Annotated in this window: 17 protein-coding genes and 1 tRNA gene; 8 read left to right on the top strand and 10 right to left on the bottom strand. The window is 52.4% G+C overall.

The genetic code is table 11. The features are described 5' to 3' along the window. The first annotated feature begins 222 nt into the window (after window positions 1-222). Both KO497_RS01785 and KO497_RS01780 read left to right on the top strand, forming a co-directional pair. Window positions 223-828 (top strand): helix-turn-helix domain-containing protein, encoded by a 606-nt coding sequence (locus KO497_RS01785; RefSeq protein ID WP_215942253.1) that lies wholly within the window; start codon window positions 223-225, stop codon window positions 826-828. 107 nt (window positions 829-935) lie between these two features. Further along, window positions 936-2,321, top strand: coding sequence for an IS1182 family transposase (locus KO497_RS01780; protein WP_215942252.1), 1,386 nt, complete (start codon window positions 936-938; stop codon window positions 2,319-2,321). Window positions 2,322-2,516: 195 nt separating this feature from the next. On the opposite strand, the gene KO497_RS01775 is transcribed toward KO497_RS01780, so the two are convergent. The 3 genes from KO497_RS01775 to KO497_RS01765 form a co-directional block, all read right to left on the bottom strand. Next, entirely contained in the window at window positions 2,517-3,332 is an 816-nt protein-coding gene (locus tag KO497_RS01775) for a hypothetical protein (protein ID WP_215942251.1), read from the bottom strand. A gap of 188 nt (window positions 3,333-3,520) precedes the next feature. Beyond that, window positions 3,521-4,246, bottom strand: coding sequence for a DUF6602 domain-containing protein (locus KO497_RS01770; protein ID WP_215942250.1), 726 nt, complete (start codon window positions 4,244-4,246; stop codon window positions 3,521-3,523). Then, window positions 4,243-5,001 carry a hypothetical protein gene (locus KO497_RS01765; protein ID WP_215942249.1) on the bottom strand — a complete coding sequence of 253 codons (759 nt, stop codon included), beginning with the start codon at window positions 4,999-5,001 and terminating at the stop codon, window positions 4,243-4,245. Before KO497_RS01765 ends, KO497_RS01770 begins: the two co-directional genes overlap by 4 nt. Before the next feature lie 260 nt (window positions 5,002-5,261). On the opposite strand from KO497_RS01765, the gene KO497_RS01760 reads away from it, so the two are divergent. Further along, window positions 5,262-6,320, top strand: coding sequence for a hypothetical protein (locus tag KO497_RS01760; RefSeq protein WP_215942248.1), 1,059 nt, complete (start codon window positions 5,262-5,264; stop codon window positions 6,318-6,320). Window positions 6,321-6,422: 102 nt separating this feature from the next. Here the strand turns inward: KO497_RS01760 and KO497_RS19065 are convergent, their stop codons facing one another. The 7 genes from KO497_RS19065 to KO497_RS01725 all read right to left on the bottom strand — a co-directional run bounded on the left by KO497_RS19065 (window position 6,423) and on the right by KO497_RS01725 (window position 14,938). Then, window positions 6,423-7,235 (bottom strand): hypothetical protein, encoded by an 813-nt coding sequence (locus tag KO497_RS19065; protein ID WP_252729466.1) that lies wholly within the window; start codon window positions 7,233-7,235, stop codon window positions 6,423-6,425. Then, a complete protein-coding gene (locus tag KO497_RS01750; protein WP_215942247.1) occupies window positions 7,171-8,124 on the bottom strand; it encodes an HNH endonuclease in 954 nt (317 codons plus the stop codon). Before KO497_RS01750 ends, KO497_RS19065 begins: the two co-directional genes overlap by 65 nt. A gap of 1,292 nt (window positions 8,125-9,416) precedes the next feature. Further along, window positions 9,417-10,976 (bottom strand): TniQ family protein, encoded by a 1,560-nt coding sequence (locus KO497_RS01745; RefSeq protein WP_252729465.1) that lies wholly within the window; start codon window positions 10,974-10,976, stop codon window positions 9,417-9,419. A 156-nt stretch (window positions 10,977-11,132) separates the two neighbouring features. Beyond that, a tRNA-Arg gene (locus KO497_RS01740) sits at window positions 11,133-11,209 on the bottom strand. Between the two features lie 89 nt (window positions 11,210-11,298). Then, the gene (locus KO497_RS01735) at window positions 11,299-12,729 is read right to left on the bottom strand and encodes a sensor histidine kinase (RefSeq protein WP_215942246.1); all 1,431 of its coding nucleotides are present in this window, start codon (window positions 12,727-12,729) and stop codon (window positions 11,299-11,301) included. 18 nt (window positions 12,730-12,747) lie between these two features. Then, the gene (locus KO497_RS01730) at window positions 12,748-14,169 is read right to left on the bottom strand and encodes a dihydrolipoyl dehydrogenase family protein (protein ID WP_215942245.1); all 1,422 of its coding nucleotides are present in this window, start codon (window positions 14,167-14,169) and stop codon (window positions 12,748-12,750) included. A 22-nt stretch (window positions 14,170-14,191) separates the two neighbouring features. Then, a complete protein-coding gene (locus KO497_RS01725) occupies window positions 14,192-14,938 on the bottom strand; it encodes a TVP38/TMEM64 family protein (RefSeq protein ID WP_252729464.1) in 747 nt (248 codons plus the stop codon). Between the two features lie 284 nt (window positions 14,939-15,222). On the opposite strand from KO497_RS01725, the gene rpmH reads away from it, so the two are divergent. The 5 genes from rpmH to KO497_RS01700 all read left to right on the top strand — a co-directional run bounded on the left by rpmH (window position 15,223) and on the right by KO497_RS01700 (window position 18,592). Beyond that, window positions 15,223-15,357, top strand: coding sequence for a 50S ribosomal protein L34 (gene rpmH / locus KO497_RS01720; RefSeq protein ID WP_123794215.1), 135 nt, complete (start codon window positions 15,223-15,225; stop codon window positions 15,355-15,357). Window positions 15,358-15,380: 23 nt separating this feature from the next. Next, window positions 15,381-15,827 carry a ribonuclease P protein component gene (gene rnpA, locus KO497_RS01715; protein WP_215942243.1) on the top strand — a complete coding sequence of 149 codons (447 nt, stop codon included), beginning with the start codon at window positions 15,381-15,383 and terminating at the stop codon, window positions 15,825-15,827. After that, complete coding sequence (gene yidD, locus KO497_RS01710) at window positions 15,824-16,081, top strand: membrane protein insertion efficiency factor YidD (RefSeq protein ID WP_215942242.1); 258 nt, start codon at window positions 15,824-15,826, stop codon at window positions 16,079-16,081. Before rnpA ends, yidD begins: the two co-directional genes overlap by 4 nt. A 3-nt stretch (window positions 16,082-16,084) precedes the next feature. Then, window positions 16,085-16,978, top strand: a complete 894-nt coding sequence (ttcA, locus tag KO497_RS01705; protein WP_215942241.1) for a tRNA 2-thiocytidine(32) synthetase TtcA — start codon at window positions 16,085-16,087, stop codon at window positions 16,976-16,978. An 81-nt stretch (window positions 16,979-17,059) separates the two neighbouring features. Then, window positions 17,060-18,592, top strand: a complete 1,533-nt coding sequence (locus KO497_RS01700; RefSeq protein WP_215942240.1) for a putative bifunctional diguanylate cyclase/phosphodiesterase — start codon at window positions 17,060-17,062, stop codon at window positions 18,590-18,592. Window positions 18,593-18,652: the final 60 nt, after the last annotated feature.

Here is an 18,652-nt window from a genome sequence, read left to right as displayed (position 1 = left end):
GATTGTATGAGTGTAAAATGAGCCGAATTCACACCCCAGCTAAGGAACTCCACCCGAAGCAGTCAACCTCTCAAGTCACTGCATTAAAACAAAAAATTATCCGGACCAATTGGTCCGCGCGGACCAATTGGTCCACTTACCTTAAATTATTGACCACTGAGACACTTTCTCAGTTAAGGTTCCTGAGTCGCCTTTTAAGGCTCAATCTTTGGATCAAGGGCTTTGGCCAACTCGGACAAACATTACGAATCGATTGCTAGACAGATAGGTGCGGCCAATCTATTGGCACTTCGTACATCTACCGGCATGAGCCAGCCACATTTCGCTGCGGTCATCGGTTTGTCAGACCGCGCACTACGTCGCTACGAGCGTGGAGAGCGTGAGCTTCCTCAAAGGACTCGGCTTGCGATCATCCAAGCATTCAAGATCGATCCGTTGGCGAGCGATCAGTTAGCCGCAGAGCTTGGATTTGCAGCCGCGGACCTCTCATCCCGTCCGATAAGCCAAAAAACGAAGGATCAAAATTTCTGGAAATCGTTGAGAAGAGAAAGCCAGGACTTCAGAAAGCGGAACTATTCACCGCTCGGACAGCTTTTTCTAAAGGTCCGTGACGAAGTTTATTTCTGCGCGACGATTTATTTCATGATGCAGAACATCGCCTTGGCCTTCGACCTCCCGTTCGGTTTCGAAATTAATGGCGTCGACTGGATGTTTTTAGGCTCCTTCGGGGTGATCTTGCTCCTGCTCCCATCCGTCGTCGCAGAGTTGCCCATACTAAAGGCGTCACAGTACATTCTCAGGAATTCTAAGGCGCGCATGTCGCCGTGACGAAACAGCATTCACAACGCAGAAGGGGCGAATTCTGTTGAAAAACACTTGTTGATTTGAAGAGCTATCACTGATTCAATTTCCCTACGAAAACGGGGGATTTTGCGATGATGGGACCGAAGCAGGAAGCACAGGCGGCGCTGTTTTATGAGTTCTCACTTGAAGGTCACGTGCCTCAAGATCACCTGCTGCGCTCAATTGACCGGTTCGTTGATCTTAACGACATCCGCCACTATTTGGCAGAGTTTTACAGCCACACGGGCCGTCCATCCATTGATCCTGAGTTACTGATCCGGATGCTGCTGGTGGGCTATTGCTTCGGTATCAGGTCCGAACGCCGTTTATGCGAAGAGGTTCATCTCAACCTCGCTTATCGCTGGTTCTGTCGCCTTGATTTGTCTGACCCTGTGCCAAACCATTCGACGTTCTCCAAGAACCGGCATGGCCGTTTCCGCGAAAGTGCCTTGCTGAGGCATCTATTCGAAAAGACTGTTGCACGGTGCATCGCGGATGGCTTGGTGAGTGGCCAACATCTTGCTGCCGACGCCAGTTTAATTGAAGCCGATGCGAACAAACAGAACTCTACACCGAAGGAGGATTGGGATCGCAACGCCATTGATCCAAATGATGCGCCTCGCGCAGTGAAGGAGTATTTGGATGTCCTCGACGATGCCGCTTTTGGCGCAGCATCTGAGGTGGAACCCAAGTTCACATCCCACTCGGATCCCGCCAGCCAATGGACAGCGGCCCGTAAAGGCCCCGCGTTCTTCAGTTATTCCACCAATTACTTAATCGATACCGACCACAGCGTCATTGTGGATGTTGAAGGCACCAGATCAATCAGGCAAGCCGAAGTGGGATCTGTGCGCACGATGCTGGATCGGATCAAGAAACAGCACGGTATTGAACCAGAGCGCCTCATTGCAGACAGCGCCTATGGATCGGGTCCTATGCTTGGGTGGCTCGTTGATCGTGACATCAACCCCCACATTCCCGTGCTAGATAAATCTGGTCGCACAGACGGCACTTGGTCTCGCGCTGACTTCGAATGGGACGCCGAGAACAACCAATACATCTGCCCCGAAGGTGAGCCGCTGAAGCAGTTCCGCCGCAATTACTCAGACCCGAACCGAGGCCCCAGCGGCAAGGGCGTGGCCAAGTATCAGGCGTTGAAACACACCTGTCAGGCCTGCCCCTCAAAAATGAAATGTTGCCCAAAGGCCGATACACGTAAAATTACCCGCGAAGAGCATGAAGACGCCCGTCAGGTTGCCCGTGATATTGCCAAGACTAAGCAATACGCCGTCTCAATGCGGCTGCGAAAGAAGGTGGAAATGCTCTTCGCCCACCTTAAACGGATCTTGGGGCTGGGGCGGCTCCGATTACGAGGTCCAAACGGAGCAAATGACGAATTTCTACTCGCTGCCACCGCCCAAAACCTCCGCAAATTAGCCAAGATCTTTCCTGCACCGCAGCAAATAAGCAAAGCCTGATAAAAAAGGCGCTCGCACTCAGTTCGGCGCACCACTTTCTGCATTAGCAACACGGTGTTTTTCAACAGAATCGGCGGAAACCGGACGTTCGCTGCAACCGCAAAACGCAAGTTCATCCAAAGCGAAAGCGGTCGTCGATCCGTTGAATAGATGGGGGTAGTGCAGAAAGCGGATACTCGCCTTTCTTTGAAAGGATCAAACCAAACGCTCCAAGCGCTTCAACTCCCGGTCAAACTTTGCATTGAAATCAGGAGGTAGGTCAAACACCACGTTATATGTGATCGTACGTGGGTTCTCCAATGTTCCACCGTGATCTGTCCCAATTAGCGCAATAACTCTGTCCAGAGTATCTGGTAAATCGCTCAACTTGACGAGGTTTCGTCCGAGCGCGTCTGACAGAATATCAAGTAAAGCTTCACCCTCTTCCGGAACGCGGGTGAAATGGAGGATTTCTTCGTGGTCAATAGAAGTCGCTAGAATGTCACGCATTAGAATGCAGCAATCGAAAATGTCTTCTGCATCCCCAGACTCGCCAGGTGGCCCAAAACTCTCCATGAGGCGATCGAAAATATTGGATAAAGGTCTAAGGACGCTTCCCATTACGTTTGTGCGCTCCAATATGAAGTCAATTAGTTCTTCAAGTCTTTCGCGAGGTTGAGGTCGATAGGACCGTCCAGATTGAATGTTCTTGAGCCGCTTTAACTCAGGCCCATTCAAATAACGTAGCAATTCGGCTGCGAGACGCCATTCCCACCCGGTTGGCTTGTTAAAGGCGATCCGTTGAACAATTGACGGACAATCCTTCAGAAATGGATAGAGCGACATTTCAAGGTCATGTCGCATCTGCTCTCCTTGTGTACCCAATTCACGAAGGACCCAATTTTCATGCTGCGTTCGCCAAGCAAAGAGCAACTCTGGTGGGAACAGGGTTTCGTCACGATCGATCTGTCCGTGGCAGTTTCGGCACAACCAAATACCATTGGTAATAGACGCACGTGTTACGTCTGACATTTTCTTGTCATACCGCAAAGCGCCAGGCTTGGCCCCCATTATGTGCGCGGCCTCGCCAATCGTTGTAGATTTCTCAGGATCGCTATTTGGGGCAACCGTGTGCGCCCGGCAATCCACAGAAACTTATTAACTTGGCAATGATCAAAGGCCAGCTGTGTTCGTTATTGCGTCCATTGCGTTCCAACATCTCAGTCAATCCAACGACTATAGGCCCGTATGTCCATCATCGGTACGGTACCGAGGAACTGTAGGCGAGCTATTAGTTCGAGCAGGAACTTCGTGGTCGCGTGGGTAGAGGTTGTGCGGATGTTGGTTGTTGTATCTTCGTCAAACGTAAAGATACCGTGAGAAGCCACGCATCCGAGGTCCAGTCGTTTGTTGTCACTGGCATCCGAGTCAAGTTGGGTCTGAAGAGGGTCTCCAAGAGGCGGGTTCCAATCACTCGCGAGGGTAATAAGACCGCCAATGATGTGTTTAGGTGGAACCGGAGACGCTGTCCCGTTGGCGGTAGGAATTGGAATGCTTGTACGATGGAGGCGGCGTACGCTGGCCAGTTTATCCCGCGCGTATACTATGTTGGCTGAATTTACCGTTTGTTTTGCTTCAAAAACCGCGTAGATGCTTTCTGCGGGTACCACTTTTGCACCTAAGAAGTCGAAGACGAACGGTGAATACTGACGGTCGAAAATCACAATGTCTATCTGATCACTAAACGTCCCCTCGCTGTCTACCACATGAGCACTACAGACACGATATCGTTTGGGAAGATACGTTTCGAGAAGGCCGATCCAAACCGCCTCAGACGTATCGCCCTTGGTGCCCGGATGGCTCAGCGACTCACGTGCTACTTTCAACTCCGTTTCAATTTGACTGTGAAGGCTTGTAAACAGCCTGGGGAGAGACCAATCACTCATGTTACAATTCCTGACCATTTCCCAGAAAGGGCTCGTTTTGCTGCCGAAGCAACTGCCTGCTTGCCCGGTGCCGATAGATCGTCCGAGATTACATTATTTGTGTTAGCCGGGCCGATCACCCTGATGGTCGTAAGGTTATTGCCAAAAAATTTCAGCGCATGGACGACATTACCTGCCAACTGACCAAGAGGTCTTCCATGCAGAGCCTGCAATGTGGCAAGTTCAAGATAGATGGATGGAAAGTCTAACCCTTTCTGATCGCGCCACAGCTTTAGCACCCGAATTTCTTCTGTCCTGCCACTATCACGCACCCGGCTGACATGGGTTTGGATGTTAGTTTTTGTCCAAGTATTGGCTTTGCGCCGATAAAGGCTGTGGTCGCCGCCATATTGGCTTTGACGTTTTCCGGGAACGAGATCAACTTGATAGCCCCCCACTGTGATACCAAGTGACACGTTTTGTTCGCGGAAATTGTAGCCATGTTGTCGCAAACAATTTCCCAAAGTCTTCCGAATCTGCGCTAGGCTATCTGGAGTGCTGCTCGAAAGGGAGAGTAACAGATCGATATCTGTGCCGACTCGGTTACCGGTACCTTTTGCAAAAGATCCGCTTGGCTCGATTGCGAGGAGATATCTACCACCCCAATTTCGTAACATTGGTGCCAAAGTCGTGGCTACGTTTCTAACGGGTGACAATAAGCCAGTTTCGACTCGTTCACGCGCCAAAATGTTTCGCAAGTATTGGTCAGGTGACATTACACTAATTGTTCTGCTTTAGGGGTTAACCACAACTATATAGTGTATCCGGATCGCACATTCATCCCCTTGCGAAGAGATTTCACTAAGTAGCATCGAATTTCCACATGCAGCCATTAAACCAATTTATGCGCGCGACTTTCGGAAGACTGGTTTGGTGTTCTGCTGCGCAGCCTAAGCTGGTCCTCCTGAACGGTAGCATTGGGTCGTTCTCTCATACATGCTAGGCTATCACAAAGTTCTTCTGGGGGATTTCGTGCATGCAAGACATTGATATTGATCGCAATTTGGCTGACCTTGCGCGTCGGTTTACGAGGCGCAATTCTGAAGCGTCAGTTCTGAAGGCTGAGATGATGAATGATTATCCCAGTTTGGCGCGTCTCATGGAAGACAGTCTTCGCGGGGCTGACCAGCGAGGTACGCTGATGGTTCCAGAATTGCGGTTTGACGGAAATGAAACAGTAGGCGTCTTTTCCGACTATGGCGGAGAGCATGCGGGGAGCCGGTACCACACCTATTCGACACTAGTGTTTGGGTGGAACCATGCTTTCCCAATTAAGGAACAGTTTGGAAAGGTTCGAGAAAAGCACTCTGTATCAACATCTAAGGAAATGGCCTTTAAGAATCTGGGCCACGGCCCTTTGGCCAGGTGCTTGCCCGACTATCTGCAGACATCTGATATGATCGCGGGAATGCTATTTACCGTTGCCATTCATAAAGACGTAAAATCAGTTTTTGGTTCCGGCAGTAACGAAACTAGTGAGTATTTGGTGTCCACATTACGGGAGAATGGTTTTGGGAATCGCAAACCTAAGGTGGCCGAAAAGCTACTGCGAGTCGTGCATATCACTGCCTACCTGACTGCATGGTTATCACGAGAAAACCAGAAGGTGTTATGGCTGTCCGACAACGACGAAATAGTGCCAAACGAAGATCGTACCGAGCAAACTGTAAAACTTTTCCAGAACGTCTTGGCGATGTATTCATCTCATCCCTTTGGCTTCTGTGGCTATACTACACCTTCTCAAATGGACGATGACATGTGGTTAGCAGATTATCTAAGCGTGACGGACCTGGCTGCTGGAGCTGTTGAGTACTTTCTAACAAATGATGATAAACCCGAAAAAATAGTCCCAAAACCCCATGTTGAATCCATTCTCAACTGGCTCGGGCGTGCAGGTCTAGGGCTTAAAAAACATATCATGGTGATAAGGCCCGACGGCGCGGGAAACTTGTTAAACTCTGAACTGAAGATCGAAGCAGAGTCGCCACAGAATGCAAAGCTCGTGCCAATATCTGTCAAGCGTAGCAGGTATTAGGATCAGAGTTGGAGATTTTTCGGTAGTTTGAACGGCCGCTATCGGAAGGATGCATCGCAGCATCTATGACGGCGACGAACGGCAGTTATGGGCCGAGGACGCTTACTCGGGGCTAGCACTGAGCAAGCTGCTGAGGTAGCCGTCGCATCCTGTGAAGTACCCTCCGACTCCATTCATCACATCGGCCAAAGTCGGTAAGTGAAGATCTGAGTAGGAAACTGGCACGGGGTTTCCTTGACGGTCGACGGGATATCGATAAGAGTATGAGCCCGGATCGATCTTAGCAAACTCGAGGACAATGGCCCCTACCACAGGGTCGACTTCATCGGGGTCCTCAGTGCCGTAGTGTTCCAGCATTGCTAGGAATTCTGCCCATAACTTGGCTAAGTCGTGCGATTTCCAGTTAGGTTCGATCCCAACTTTTGGCCCAAAAGTTGCAAGTTGATATTTCAGAGACAACTCAAGGAATTGCCGATAGTTGAAAATAATTGGAAACACGAGGGTATCCCTAGATTGGCGATCACTTGCCGAAGATTTAACCATCAAGTCAGCCGCCGTTTTGTAACCGTCTTTCATAAGAACGAGGCGTGTAAACTCATCTTCGGCAATATTGGCGTTTTCGAATGGGTCGTCGGCAACAATGAATGGTTTGTCGTCCTGCGCAGGCCACCGGAATTCAGTTTTCAGTATGTCTTCAAACGATTTTCTTTTTGCCATATCAATTTCGGTCTCTCTAAAATAATGCGCTACCCTAGCAATCCCAAAATGCTTCGCAAGAACGAATGTCTGGTTTGGCGAAGCCGCAGCGCCGCGATCCACGTCCTCGCGAAAGGCCGGTAAGGGCCGGTAGTTAAACTCCAGCCCATTTTCGGTGACACCCGAGCGCATCCAGGCTTGGATAGTGTGTCTGATCATTGGGCAGTTCGAGCTGTTTGTTTTCAAGATTGACGTAGCTATCGTCTTCCAGGGCTATGGGCGAAAGCTTTACGCGGTAGCCATCTGTGATGACCAACAACCCTAAATCGAAGAGCGTGTGGATGTCGGCTCGCAAGAGCAGGCCATTCTGAACATGTTGTGAGTGTTCACCAAGGTAGGGGATGATATGAGCGGCCTCCAGTGCGTCCTTTAGAGCACAACCTGTTATACAGCACTTGCCGCCATAGGCTTCTAGAAGTGCCGCCCTGAAGGTCGCTTGCCCCCTCCGTCTGGCAACCTGTGCCAAGGCCTTCTCTCGCAAATCCTGATCATTCCTAGCGTCGAATGTCTCGGTATTAGTACCACTGGTCGCACGTAACCGGGTAGCATCAGGTTGTTCGGCATCATGTACTCCGCCGGTGTCGGAAAAGCCCTCGATAGTAAAGAACCCATCCTCCCATTTGGTCACCAGCCCGAGACCAAGGACCTGGTAGGCGACGCCCGGCTTAGGTTTGCGTTTCACGAGAGTTCCAACCGGGATCTGGTCCTCCATGCACTTCATCAGACCACGGTTGGTGGCCTCGCGGTCACGTTGATCCGGGTTCTGGTTTTCCTGGAAGTAGTGCAGGGCCCAACTGCCATCCGAGCGGTACTCGACATCCTTGTCCGGATAGGGCCCGTTCTGGATAGTGCGAAGGCTCAACGAATAATCGGAGTACTTGGGTTTGTAGATGCCTTTCGCTTGATTTACCAATCTGCTATGGTCTGCGGAGAACTCCTGGATATCACTCCACGTAATGATCTCTCCCTTGTGCTCATTGAACCAGTCCAAAGCAACTCTGTGCTTTCCCGTTGTCTTCGACAGTGCGCCTTCAAGATCAGCTACCATTGTTCATCATTCCTTCAGAGCATTAAGAGCTCAATCCTTGCTGCTGATTACAATTGCTTTGAGCGCCTTTGGCAATTGCGTGTCGCACCATCTGGGATCGTCTCGCTGAGGGTCTGGCTGTGACGCATCGCTTGGACATCTGCCTAACGGCGGGTTTGGGCCGTCACCGGCAACCCAATTCCTTCTTGTAGCTCTTTACACGCTCAAGGCTTGATCGAGAGCTTTGGCCGCAGTGTTTTTCGCAAGGCACTCCGTCATGATCACCATCGGCCCTAGCGTATCCACATACACACCACTGGTAGACTGCTTCTTTACAACTTCGCACCTTTCCGCAAGTTCGCCCACAGGAGTAGCTCTGCGCCAACTGGAACTCATTCAGAGCAGACAATGACTCATCCTGAGCACCCACAGAAATGGGTAAGGCAAGGAGAAAGATTACATATCTAGCAAATTTCACAACGGTATCTCAAAAAATATCTGTAATTGTCAGTAGCAATAGGGGTCTGTCGATTGCAAGTCGCGGGTTTAGAAAAATGCATGGCAGACCCAAGATGGCCTAGTAAATGCTTATTGCCGAGGTTCGCTACCAGTGTCATCAAAGACAACTAAGGGCCGGCAGCAACCCTCTCTAACAGCGGTGATTTTTCCAATATCGATTCCAGCGAGCAGCCCAACCTCCGTTTACCATAGCGCAGTTAATGTCTCCCTCGCTTGGAGATATGCACCATGAGGCCGTGCGGTTCCCTCCGGCAGAGCCTTCAGAACGACATGTAAGCGTTGGGCCATTCAATATGATATGCCCGTGCCTACTCACCCCAGTGCTTACCCCCAGAAAGGCCGCCAGCGCGTCGCGGGCGGCTTCAGCACTTGCGCTCGGACAGGGGTGGCCGGGCGAACAGGTGCCATCGAGCTCTCTAGCTGCTATGCCTGCCAAGCGTAGCCGCGGCCCTTCCTCACACCAGATCGGACCATCCCCATCCCACACATGGGTGGGCGTACATTCGAAGGTTAGACCGCGCGAAATGACTGGTACATCTGCTTTTGCATCAATAGGAGCTATAATCAGAGCTGCTAGTCCCAAAATCGCTTGTAGTATATGAGCGCTCGTGATGAATGAATCCTTTATGTTTTTGTTTTTTTACGACGGCATCACCCTATTTACAACGCTGGGTACTGGCAAGCGAAGGATCATGGCAAGCTAGAGTTTTTGCAACTGCAGCCAATGTCCGCAAAACGGAATGCGGTCGCAGCATCTTGAGCAATCGACGAAAGTCGGCTGTGGGCCGAAAGGGTCATTTTTCGGTTATTTGGTCGGCATTTACATCCTCGCGCCAGTAGAGCCGGCTTAGATCATGGGGCATCGCCAACAGAGCCACGTTAGCATTTCTAAGTTTCATCGAAAATGCGCCTTGTGGGCGCTGCGTGATCTCGGCGAGCTCACCTAAGGAAATGAAGTTCTTCTGAAACTGCGTCAGACTATCAGCGGTAACAACTGTCGCCCCTCGGCGGTAGAGTTCTGAGGTATCCACCCCGCACAGCATCCCATGCTTGATCAAATACCCTACTGTTTTGACCGTCACTTTTAACTGCCGGGCGGCGTCACCGATGGAGAGGCCACTCTGTCCCGACGCCCTGACGTTATCGGCACCATACGCGCTAGGTTTAGCTTTCTCATGCGAATTCTTCCCGGCCCGAAAAAATTTCTTCTCGCGCTCGTAGGCGTCAAGCATTTCCTGGGTTACAAAGTTCAGCGGTACGATACCGCCACCAGCATCACGCGTTGCGAGACCTCGATAAAGCAGATCCTCCGCATTGCGCTTAGCGAACCCCTTCAGCGAGAGTGATTTCTGTGGGTTCGACGAAGCCATTCCCTCCGAAGGCACGCCAAGAACCAGGACTCCTTTCCTGACGGAAAAATTATCGAAAACGTGTCGCCGCACGACGTCACGCAGGGGCTCGAACTCATCGCCGAGACTTCGGCTCTTCAACCACGCCATCCAGGGGCCAAAGAGGCGACCGAAGAACCTGCCGTCCACTCCGTCCACACGAGCCATCGTAGATAAGCAGTCGGAGAGAGCGTCAGGACCGTCTTTCAGTATGTCGTAACCCAAGGCGCCACAGTTCATCCAGTCTGGCTCACTGTGCCCCGCCAGCGCGGCATCTGGTCCCTTTGCGATACGCAGCCCCAGCACTTCACATGCCCGTGACGCCACGTTGAGTTCGAGACGGTCGATCCATCGGTCGCCCCGCCCGTTCATGATACGGTTCGTGAGGTACGCCTCGAAAGGGCTAGGCGGCGCCTGGACCACCGGCTGATCCATGATCCAATCGTAGTGTTTTTGCAGCTGCGCTGCGAAGTCTCTGGCGTCCTTGTTGAATCTCTCAGATGGAAGGCATTCGAGCATGCTACCGTGTTCCGGGCAGCTCCTGATTGACGAAAATTTCCACTGAAGGCGGCGCGGCACACGCCACGGCTCCGCGGCTGACGGCATCTCGGACCGTATACACTCCGGGCAGACGCGGATACGCGTGCGCTGAAAGCTCTGGAGAGAGGCAAATTCTTCTCTCAGACGGAAGTGGCCCTTACCGAGGTGGCGGATAGATACCCGCACCAATGCGCCCACGTCACACCCTGCAAGCTGCGCCAATTGCTCTATGGCCACCTTCTCACCACGAAAGAGCGGGTCGATCGGAAAGGCAATGTCGCCGCAAAACCTCTGCATCGAAATGGCGCCATTCCTGGCTGCAAGTCGTGACAGCAAGGAAGTAGCAGGCTCGCACGCGGCATGTGCCACCGTCAGCGGCAACTGCGGGAAGTTCGTTCCGGGAGTGGCAGGTAGGCTTTTGACCAAGCGATGCTTCCGAGATCAGACAAAGGCAAGATTTGCTTGATCTTACGATCACCCGCTCAACTGAGCAACGATACCATGATTTCATGGAAAATCCGACAACTGGGTCAGTTATCTGTCACAAAAGTCGGTTTTGCTTGGCATTTGACAAGAATAAAATGGTGCACCCGAGAGGATTCGAACCTCTGACCCCCTGATTCGTAGTCAGGTACTCTATCCAGCTGAGCTACGGGTGCGCTCATAGGGGGCGATTTACCGAGTGTGGCGGGGGGGCGCAAGGGGACAATCGCGCTTTTTGTAAAAAAGTTTAGTTTGCGCGCAGATTTTATGCGGGGATCGGCTTTTCCGCGGCGCCCTCAGATTGAGAAAACCCTTTGGGAAGGTGAATGGCAAAGCGCGTTCCGGCCTCATCGCTGGATTCCAAGATAAGACGCCCGCCATGGCCTTTGACAAGTTCAGACGCAATCGCGAGGCCCAGACCAAAGCCGCCTTTACGCGTGCCCCCTTGGAACGGCTGGAACAGGTGCTCACGGGCCTTTGGGGGCAAACCAGGCCCGGTGTCTGCGATATGAATGAGCCATTCGTCTGTATCTTCAAAACTCGCGACAGAAATTTCGCCAGACTTGCCAGTGGCCATGATCGCTTGTCGGGCGTTACGCACCAGATTGGATATGACACGGTGCAACTGTTCATCGTCCGCGCGCAAAACCAAGGTGGTCGGCACATCTTCGGAAAACGACAAATCGAAATCGCCAATGGCAAGGCGTTCACTTTCAATCACTTCCGCCACGAGCTCAGCAATACGGACGCCTTTGAGGGCGGGCGCAGGCTCTTCAGCTTTGCCAAAGGCCAGCGTCGATTCGCAAAGGTTCACAGCGCGGTGGATTGAGTTCACCAGTTTGGGCGCTGATCGGATCACCGCAGGGTCGTCGGAATATTCCAAACGATCCGTGAACAACTGCGCGGTGGTCAAAATATTGCGTAGGTCGTGAGAGACCTTGGCGACTGCGCCACCAAGTTGCGCCAGACGTTCTTTTTGCCGCAACGCCCCTGTCAGCTCCATCTGCATTTCACATAAAGCCATTTCCGCCTCGCGCAGCTCAGTAACCCGCGCTGAGGGTTCTATAATGCGGCGCGCGTCTTCTGGCGCCAAGGCATAGGACGTCATGGCACCCACAACATGTTTGATCGGCTTCACGATAAGTTGGCGCACAGCAACAAACAACAAGGCCGCAGTAAAGAACGAAATGACAGCCGATAGAACCAAAATTCGAATGCCATAATCTATCATTGCCACGCGCAGAGGTGTGGTGGACAGGGTGACCTCGATCAAAAGGCCCGCTTCTTTCACGGGATCCCCAATGACACGGATCACTTGATCGTTTGGATCCAACAACACAGCGGTTGCGTCTTTGATCAACTCCCACGCAGAGGGAGACCGCAAATCATAAGAGCCTGAAATCTGCGTCGGAATCGGCGAGGATAACACCAGTTGGCGAATTTCATTGCGCCGCAGCACCACGTTATAAACGCCTGCATTGGCCAAAAGCTCGTCTTCAAGCTGCATATCAATCGAATCATTGGCCAGAAGCGCCAAAGACGCGATCTGGGCGCGTTCTAAGTGAGAGAGCAGGAAATCTTCGCGGAATCGCGAAATAGACGGCACAAAGATCATGATTTCGGCGGCCATCACAAAGATGACCGTCAACATCAAAAACCGCCCATTAAGCGTGTTAAAAAAGCGCCGAAGCGTCATAGACCCTCATTTGCCCCTTTAGGGCAGGAACCGTTGTACCAGTTTGACCACGATTTTCACACGCGGGTTGTCAAACAGCTTAGGGGTAAAATAGGCACCCGCAGCGCGTTTGTTAAGTTCCATCAATGTCGGATATGGCGCGACCATGCCAGCGATTTGTCCGATCTTAAGTTTTGCGGCTACAGCGAGGGCCCAAAATGAGATCAATTCACCCGCATCAGGCCCTGCAATTGTGACCCCAACGGGGCGATTCTTCACGATCATCACTTTGATAAATCCACCTCCACCGGCGCGCCCAGTCGTGATGGCGCGGTCATTACCGGAAATCTCGGCCCGCGACACGGTGAGCGCATCGCCGTGCTGTTCACGCGCTTCAGCTTCTGTCAGGCCAACTTGGCCCAGTTCAGGGTCGGTATAGGTGGCACGCGGGATGTGATGTGTGGCCGCTTTGGCAGGCAGGCCAAACAACATAGACCGGATCAAAACGCCTGCGTGATAGCCAGCAACATGGGTGAACTGCATCCCACCTGCAGCATCACCGATGGCGTAAACCCGTTTGTTGCTTGAACGCAAAGAGGCATCTACTTTGACGCCCGCGCGGGTGCGATCCACCTCACCTTTTTCCAAGTCTAAATTGTCAGTGTTAGCGATACGTCCGACAGCGACCAGTAAATCTGTGCCTTTAACCTCTGTGCCATCTTTAAGTTGCACCGTAATATCGCCAGCAACGCCTGACACCAAAACCACAGGTGCGTTCTCTAAAATCGTAACACCTTCACCGCGAAGCGCAGTTTTGACCACCATCGCTGCCTCAGAATCATCACGGCCCAGCGCCTCCATCGCGTCGATTACAGTCACCTCACAGCCCAAGCGACGGTGCGCCTGCGCCATCTCCATACCGATAGGACCACCACCGAGCACCAATAGGTGTTTCGGCGCTTGGCGTTGTGCCCACAGGCTTTCATTGGTCAGGTAAGGCACTGAGTCCAAGCCATCGATGGGCGGAATAAAGGCACGCGAACCGGTTGAGATCACAAAACGGCGCGCTGTGATTTCGGTATCGCCCGCTTGCACTGTGGTGGGCGATGTGAATTTGGCAAAGGCACGGATAACAGTGCACCCCAATTCTTCGAACCGCTCTTGGCTGTCATGCGGTGCGATAGTAGCTATGGCCGCTTGCACATGTTCCATGGTGGCAGCGTAATCGACCTGAGGCGTCACACCTGCAATCCCTGCCCCGCCTTTGCGCATCAGATGTGCCTGCTTGGCCACCGACAAAAGCGCCTTTGAGGGCACGCAGCCATAGTTCAAACAATCGCCACCCATCTCGCCAGCTTCTATCAGCACAACCTTGGCGCCCATTTGCACCGCACCAGAGGCCACAGACAGCCCACCAGAGCCACCACCAATCACACAGATATCTGTTTTAATCTTATTCATGTTGCGACCTCCTAAGGGCGACTTAAGTACGTTTGAAACGTTTGTAGACCATCGGTAGTGCTGACAAAGCGGCCAAGCCCAGAAGTGGGAATAAGATTTGAGGTTCAAAAATTATGCCCAAGTCAGGCGTACCGCCCGCTTCCAGCACAGATCCGAGGCCCGCCCCCACAGAGGTAAAGACAAACGTACCGGGAATGATCCCTAGCCCAGTGGAAATGACAAAGCGGTGCAACGGCACGCCCACAAAGGCTGGCAACAGATTGGCCACAAAGAACGGGACAATCGGCAACAAGCGGATCAGAAACAACATCGACCATTGGTTTTCATCGATTCCGTCCTTCAGTTGCTTGATACGGCCAGACCCCGTGTTCATCTTAGAAGCCAACCAATCGCCAAGCCCCCAACGCGCCGCCAGAAACAGGCAACTTGCGCCGATGGTGGCTCCTGCCACGTTGAACAATACGCCGGGGAAAACCCCGAACAAGAATCCGCCCGTCAAAGTGGCCACAGATGCTCCCGGCAACGAGAAGGTCACAATGACAACATATGCAATCACGAATAGAGCAACAGCCGCCACATAATGAGAATCACGGTAAGCCAACAGCGCTTCGCGGTGCTCTTTAAAACTGTCAAAGCTCAGCTGGTCGCGGAATGTAACAGCCAGAGCAACAGCAATGATTGCAAAGAGTGCCAGTGGCAAAAAGCGCTGCACCTGCCCCTTAGAGGGCTCGGACTTCTCTGGCGCGAGAGGCGTAAGATGATTGGACAAAGGCTTTCCTTTATGGCGTTTGGATCGTAAATATGGTGTTTGATGGTGAAAATGGTCACAGGACATCAACTTAGCCAGAGAAATTCCTGTGTCTCACGCGTGAGTGAACGATTGGTGAGCCAGCGCGAGAAAACTGTAATATGCCTGAGAATTCTTTTCGAATTCGCCGCGCAATCAATTGACAAGCCCCCCCGTCCTGCCTAAAGACTGCGCTTCGAACGTATACACGCCTTCGAATCCCCTTAAAGGATTTGGGCTTCAAATAAACCGATGGAGACGTTGCGATGAAACGCACCTTTCAACCGAGCAACCTCGTCCGCAAACGCCGCCACGGTTTCCGTGCGCGTATGGCAACTAAAGCGGGCCGCAAAATAATCAACGCACGTCGTGCACAAGGTCGGAAGAACTTGTCAGCGTAAAGTTGAGCCGAAAGGCTATGAGAATGACACCGTCGAATGCCCCCATGGTTATGGCTCCTGCCGAAGCTACGGGATCTCAGTCGGCGGTTTTGTCATGTTCAACTGTCGGGATCACAACGTTACAAAAACGCGCCGATTTTTTATTGGCTGCACGTGCGCGGCGTCAAGGCACCTCAAGCTTTTTGTTACAAGGTCGCCAGCGCCGTGCTGATGAAACGGCCACAGGCATTCGTGTCGGCTATACCTGCTCTAAAAAAGTCGGCAATGCAGTCAAACGCAATCACGCTAAACGGCGGCTGCGCGAAGCAGCACGTTTGGTGATTCCTGATGACGGCCTCGATGGTTGGGATTATGTTTTGATCGGCAAATCCGGCGACACCAGTGCGCGCGATTTTCAGCTTTTGCTCAAAGACCTGCGCTACGCCCTGCGCAAAGTCCACGGCATTACAAACAAAGCGCAAATGCAATGACACCCTTCGCGACGATCTTGTCTTTGCCAGTACGCGCCTACCGTATGGTGTTCAGCCCATGGATCGGCTTCAACTGTCGCTACCAGCCGACCTGCAGCGCCTACGCCCTAGAAGCACTCGAAAAACATGGCGCCATCAAAGGTGCCTATTTAGCCGCGCGTCGCATTGGCCGCTGCCATCCTTTGGGCGCATCAGGCTACGACCCCGTGCCTGACACGAAAACGCCGCCAAAGCACACGACCTCTGAGGACTAAGACATGCTGGACGACCTCGACGACATCCATCCGCTGTTTCACGGCGCGCCCTCAACGACTGAATTCAAGAAGTTGCGCAAACGCATTGTGCGCAATGTCCGCGAAGCTGTTGAGCAATACGGCATGATCGAACGGGGCGCCAAATGGCTGGTCTGCATGTCTGGCGGCAAAGACAGCTATACGCTTTTGGCCATTCTGTATGAACTCAAATGGCGCGGGCTTTTGCCTGTCGAGCTTTTGGCCTGCAACCTTGATCAGGGCCAACCAGGGTTTCCTGCCACGGTTTTGCCTGAGTTCTTGGAAAAAATGACGGTGCCGCACCGGATCGAGTACCAAGATACTTATTCCATCGTCACCGATAAAGTACCCGCGGGGCGTACTTATTGCGCCCTGTGTTCGCGCCTGCGGCGTGCGAATCTGTACCGCGTCGCCCGCGAAGAAGGCTGCTCTGCCGTGGTTCTGGGTCACCACCGCGATGATATTCTTGAAACCTTTTTCATGAATCTCTTTCACGGCGGGCGTTTGGCGACCATGCCGCCAAAACTGCTCAACGATGAGGGCGATCTGTTTCTCTACCGTCCCTTGGCACATGTGGCCGAAACGGATTGCGAAAAGTTCGCTAAGGCTATGAATTACCCTATTATTCCATGCGATCTATGCGGATCGCAAGACGGGTTGCAACGCCAACAGGTCAAGCAAATCCTAGACAGCTGGGAACAAAATAGCCCCGGCAGACGTCAAGTGATGTTCAAGGCGTTGACCAATATCCGCCCCTCTCACATGCTTGATCCCAAGCTGCATGATTTCCTTGGCCTGTTGGCCACCCCACAAGCGGGCGATAATGCAGATGCTGCGAAAAATAGTGATAATTCTATTGAAATCCCCAAGCTGCGTTAACGTTGCAGCCACTAAATAGGCGATAGTGTGGCAATGAATTAAGGCAAGCCCAAGCCTGCCATCATTGACAAGGATTGCCCAATGCGCAACGACACCGCCGCCACTCTACGCCGATTGCAAACTCTGCTGTCTGGGCAGCACACGCTCGCATTTTTGCCTGCGGTCTGTTTGGGCGCATTCTGGCTTGGCGGCGAGACAGCTTTGATCACCACCGCGCTCGGCCTCCCCGCGCTTCTGGCTCTGTCCAATACGATTTTTTTGCAAACGCCACACGAAACAGGCATCGACGGCGTGACAGGATTGCCGCTGCGTCCGGTTGTGATTGATATGATTGACCAAACTCTAGACGCTCAACACACGACAGGGCGCACCACTGCCTGCATGACTGTGGCCATCGATGATTTCCGTGGGCTGGAAACGAGCTTTGGCACAGATACAGCACAAGACATCTTAAAAACCTCGGCGCGCCGTCTGACTGATACCTTGCGCGACCATGACATTGTGGCACGCCTTGATGGACCCCGATTTGCCATCGCCCTTGCCCCTGTGCGCCGCGCAGATTTGGAAACGCTCATCCAATTGTCGTCACGCATACAGGCCGTTTTGTCGGAACCCTTATCTGTTGATGCCACCAAAATCTATATCACAGCAAGCATCGGCTTTTGCCTACCCGCACGGGCACCGGGACAATCAGGCGCGGCATTTCTTGATGCGGCTGAGGCGGCACTGGTAGAGGCCAAATCAAATGGGGCGGGCTCCATCCGCGCCTTCACGCCGGGCGCCATTCAGACCACTTTGGACCGCAGTACAGTTTTAACAGACGTCGGAGATGCGCTGGAAAACGGCGAAATTCTTCCATGGTTTCAACCACAGATCTCTACAAATACAGGGGAAATTTCTGGCATGGAAGCCCTTGCGCGTTGGACCCACCCTGAGAAAGGCGTGGTTCCGCCAGCTGAGTTTCTGCCCGCCATCGAAGAAAGCGGCCTTATTGAACGCTTGGGCGAAATCATGTTGTACCATTCTTTTTCGGCGCTACAGACATGGGACAAAGCGGGGTTTAACGTCCCAACGATTTCGGTGAACTTCTCAGCCACAGAGCTATCCAACCCCAAACTTGTCGATAAAATTAGATGGGAATTGGATCGGTTCGAATTTGATCCCTCCCGTCTGACCGTTGAAATCTTAGAAACAGTCATCGCATCATCTGACAATGACATCATCACCCGCAACATCGCGGCGCTCGGCCAGCTTGGCTGCGGTATTGATCTTGATGACTTTGGAACCGGACATGCCTCTATCGCCAATATCCGTCGTTTTGCTATCAAACGCATCAAAATCGATAAATCCTATGTGTCTCGCTGCGATGTTGATCGCAACCAACAAGACATGCTTGCAGCTATTTTGACCATGGCAGAGCGTATCAATCTACAAACGCTTACAGAAGGAGTCGAAACCGTCGGCGAACACGCCATGCTTGCCCAGCTTGGATGCGACCATGTGCAAGGGTTTTCGATTTCTAGGCCACTGAGCTTTGATAAAACCCTTGATTGGATGGACGCCCACCGTCAAAAATTAGCCCAAACACCACAGATCGGACGCAAAGCAAGCTAGTCACTTTTTTGCATTTTCCTAGGAAAATCCTCGAATCTGCTTGACCTTCGGCGCGTGGAG

Origin of the sequence: Pacificibacter marinus (assembly GCF_018860665.1) — a bacterium.
GTDB classification, from domain to species: Bacteria; Pseudomonadota; Alphaproteobacteria; order Rhodobacterales; family Rhodobacteraceae; genus Celeribacter; species Celeribacter marinus_A.
Note: the sequence above shows the minus strand (reverse complement) of the source record. Positions and strands in the feature narration are given on the sequence as shown.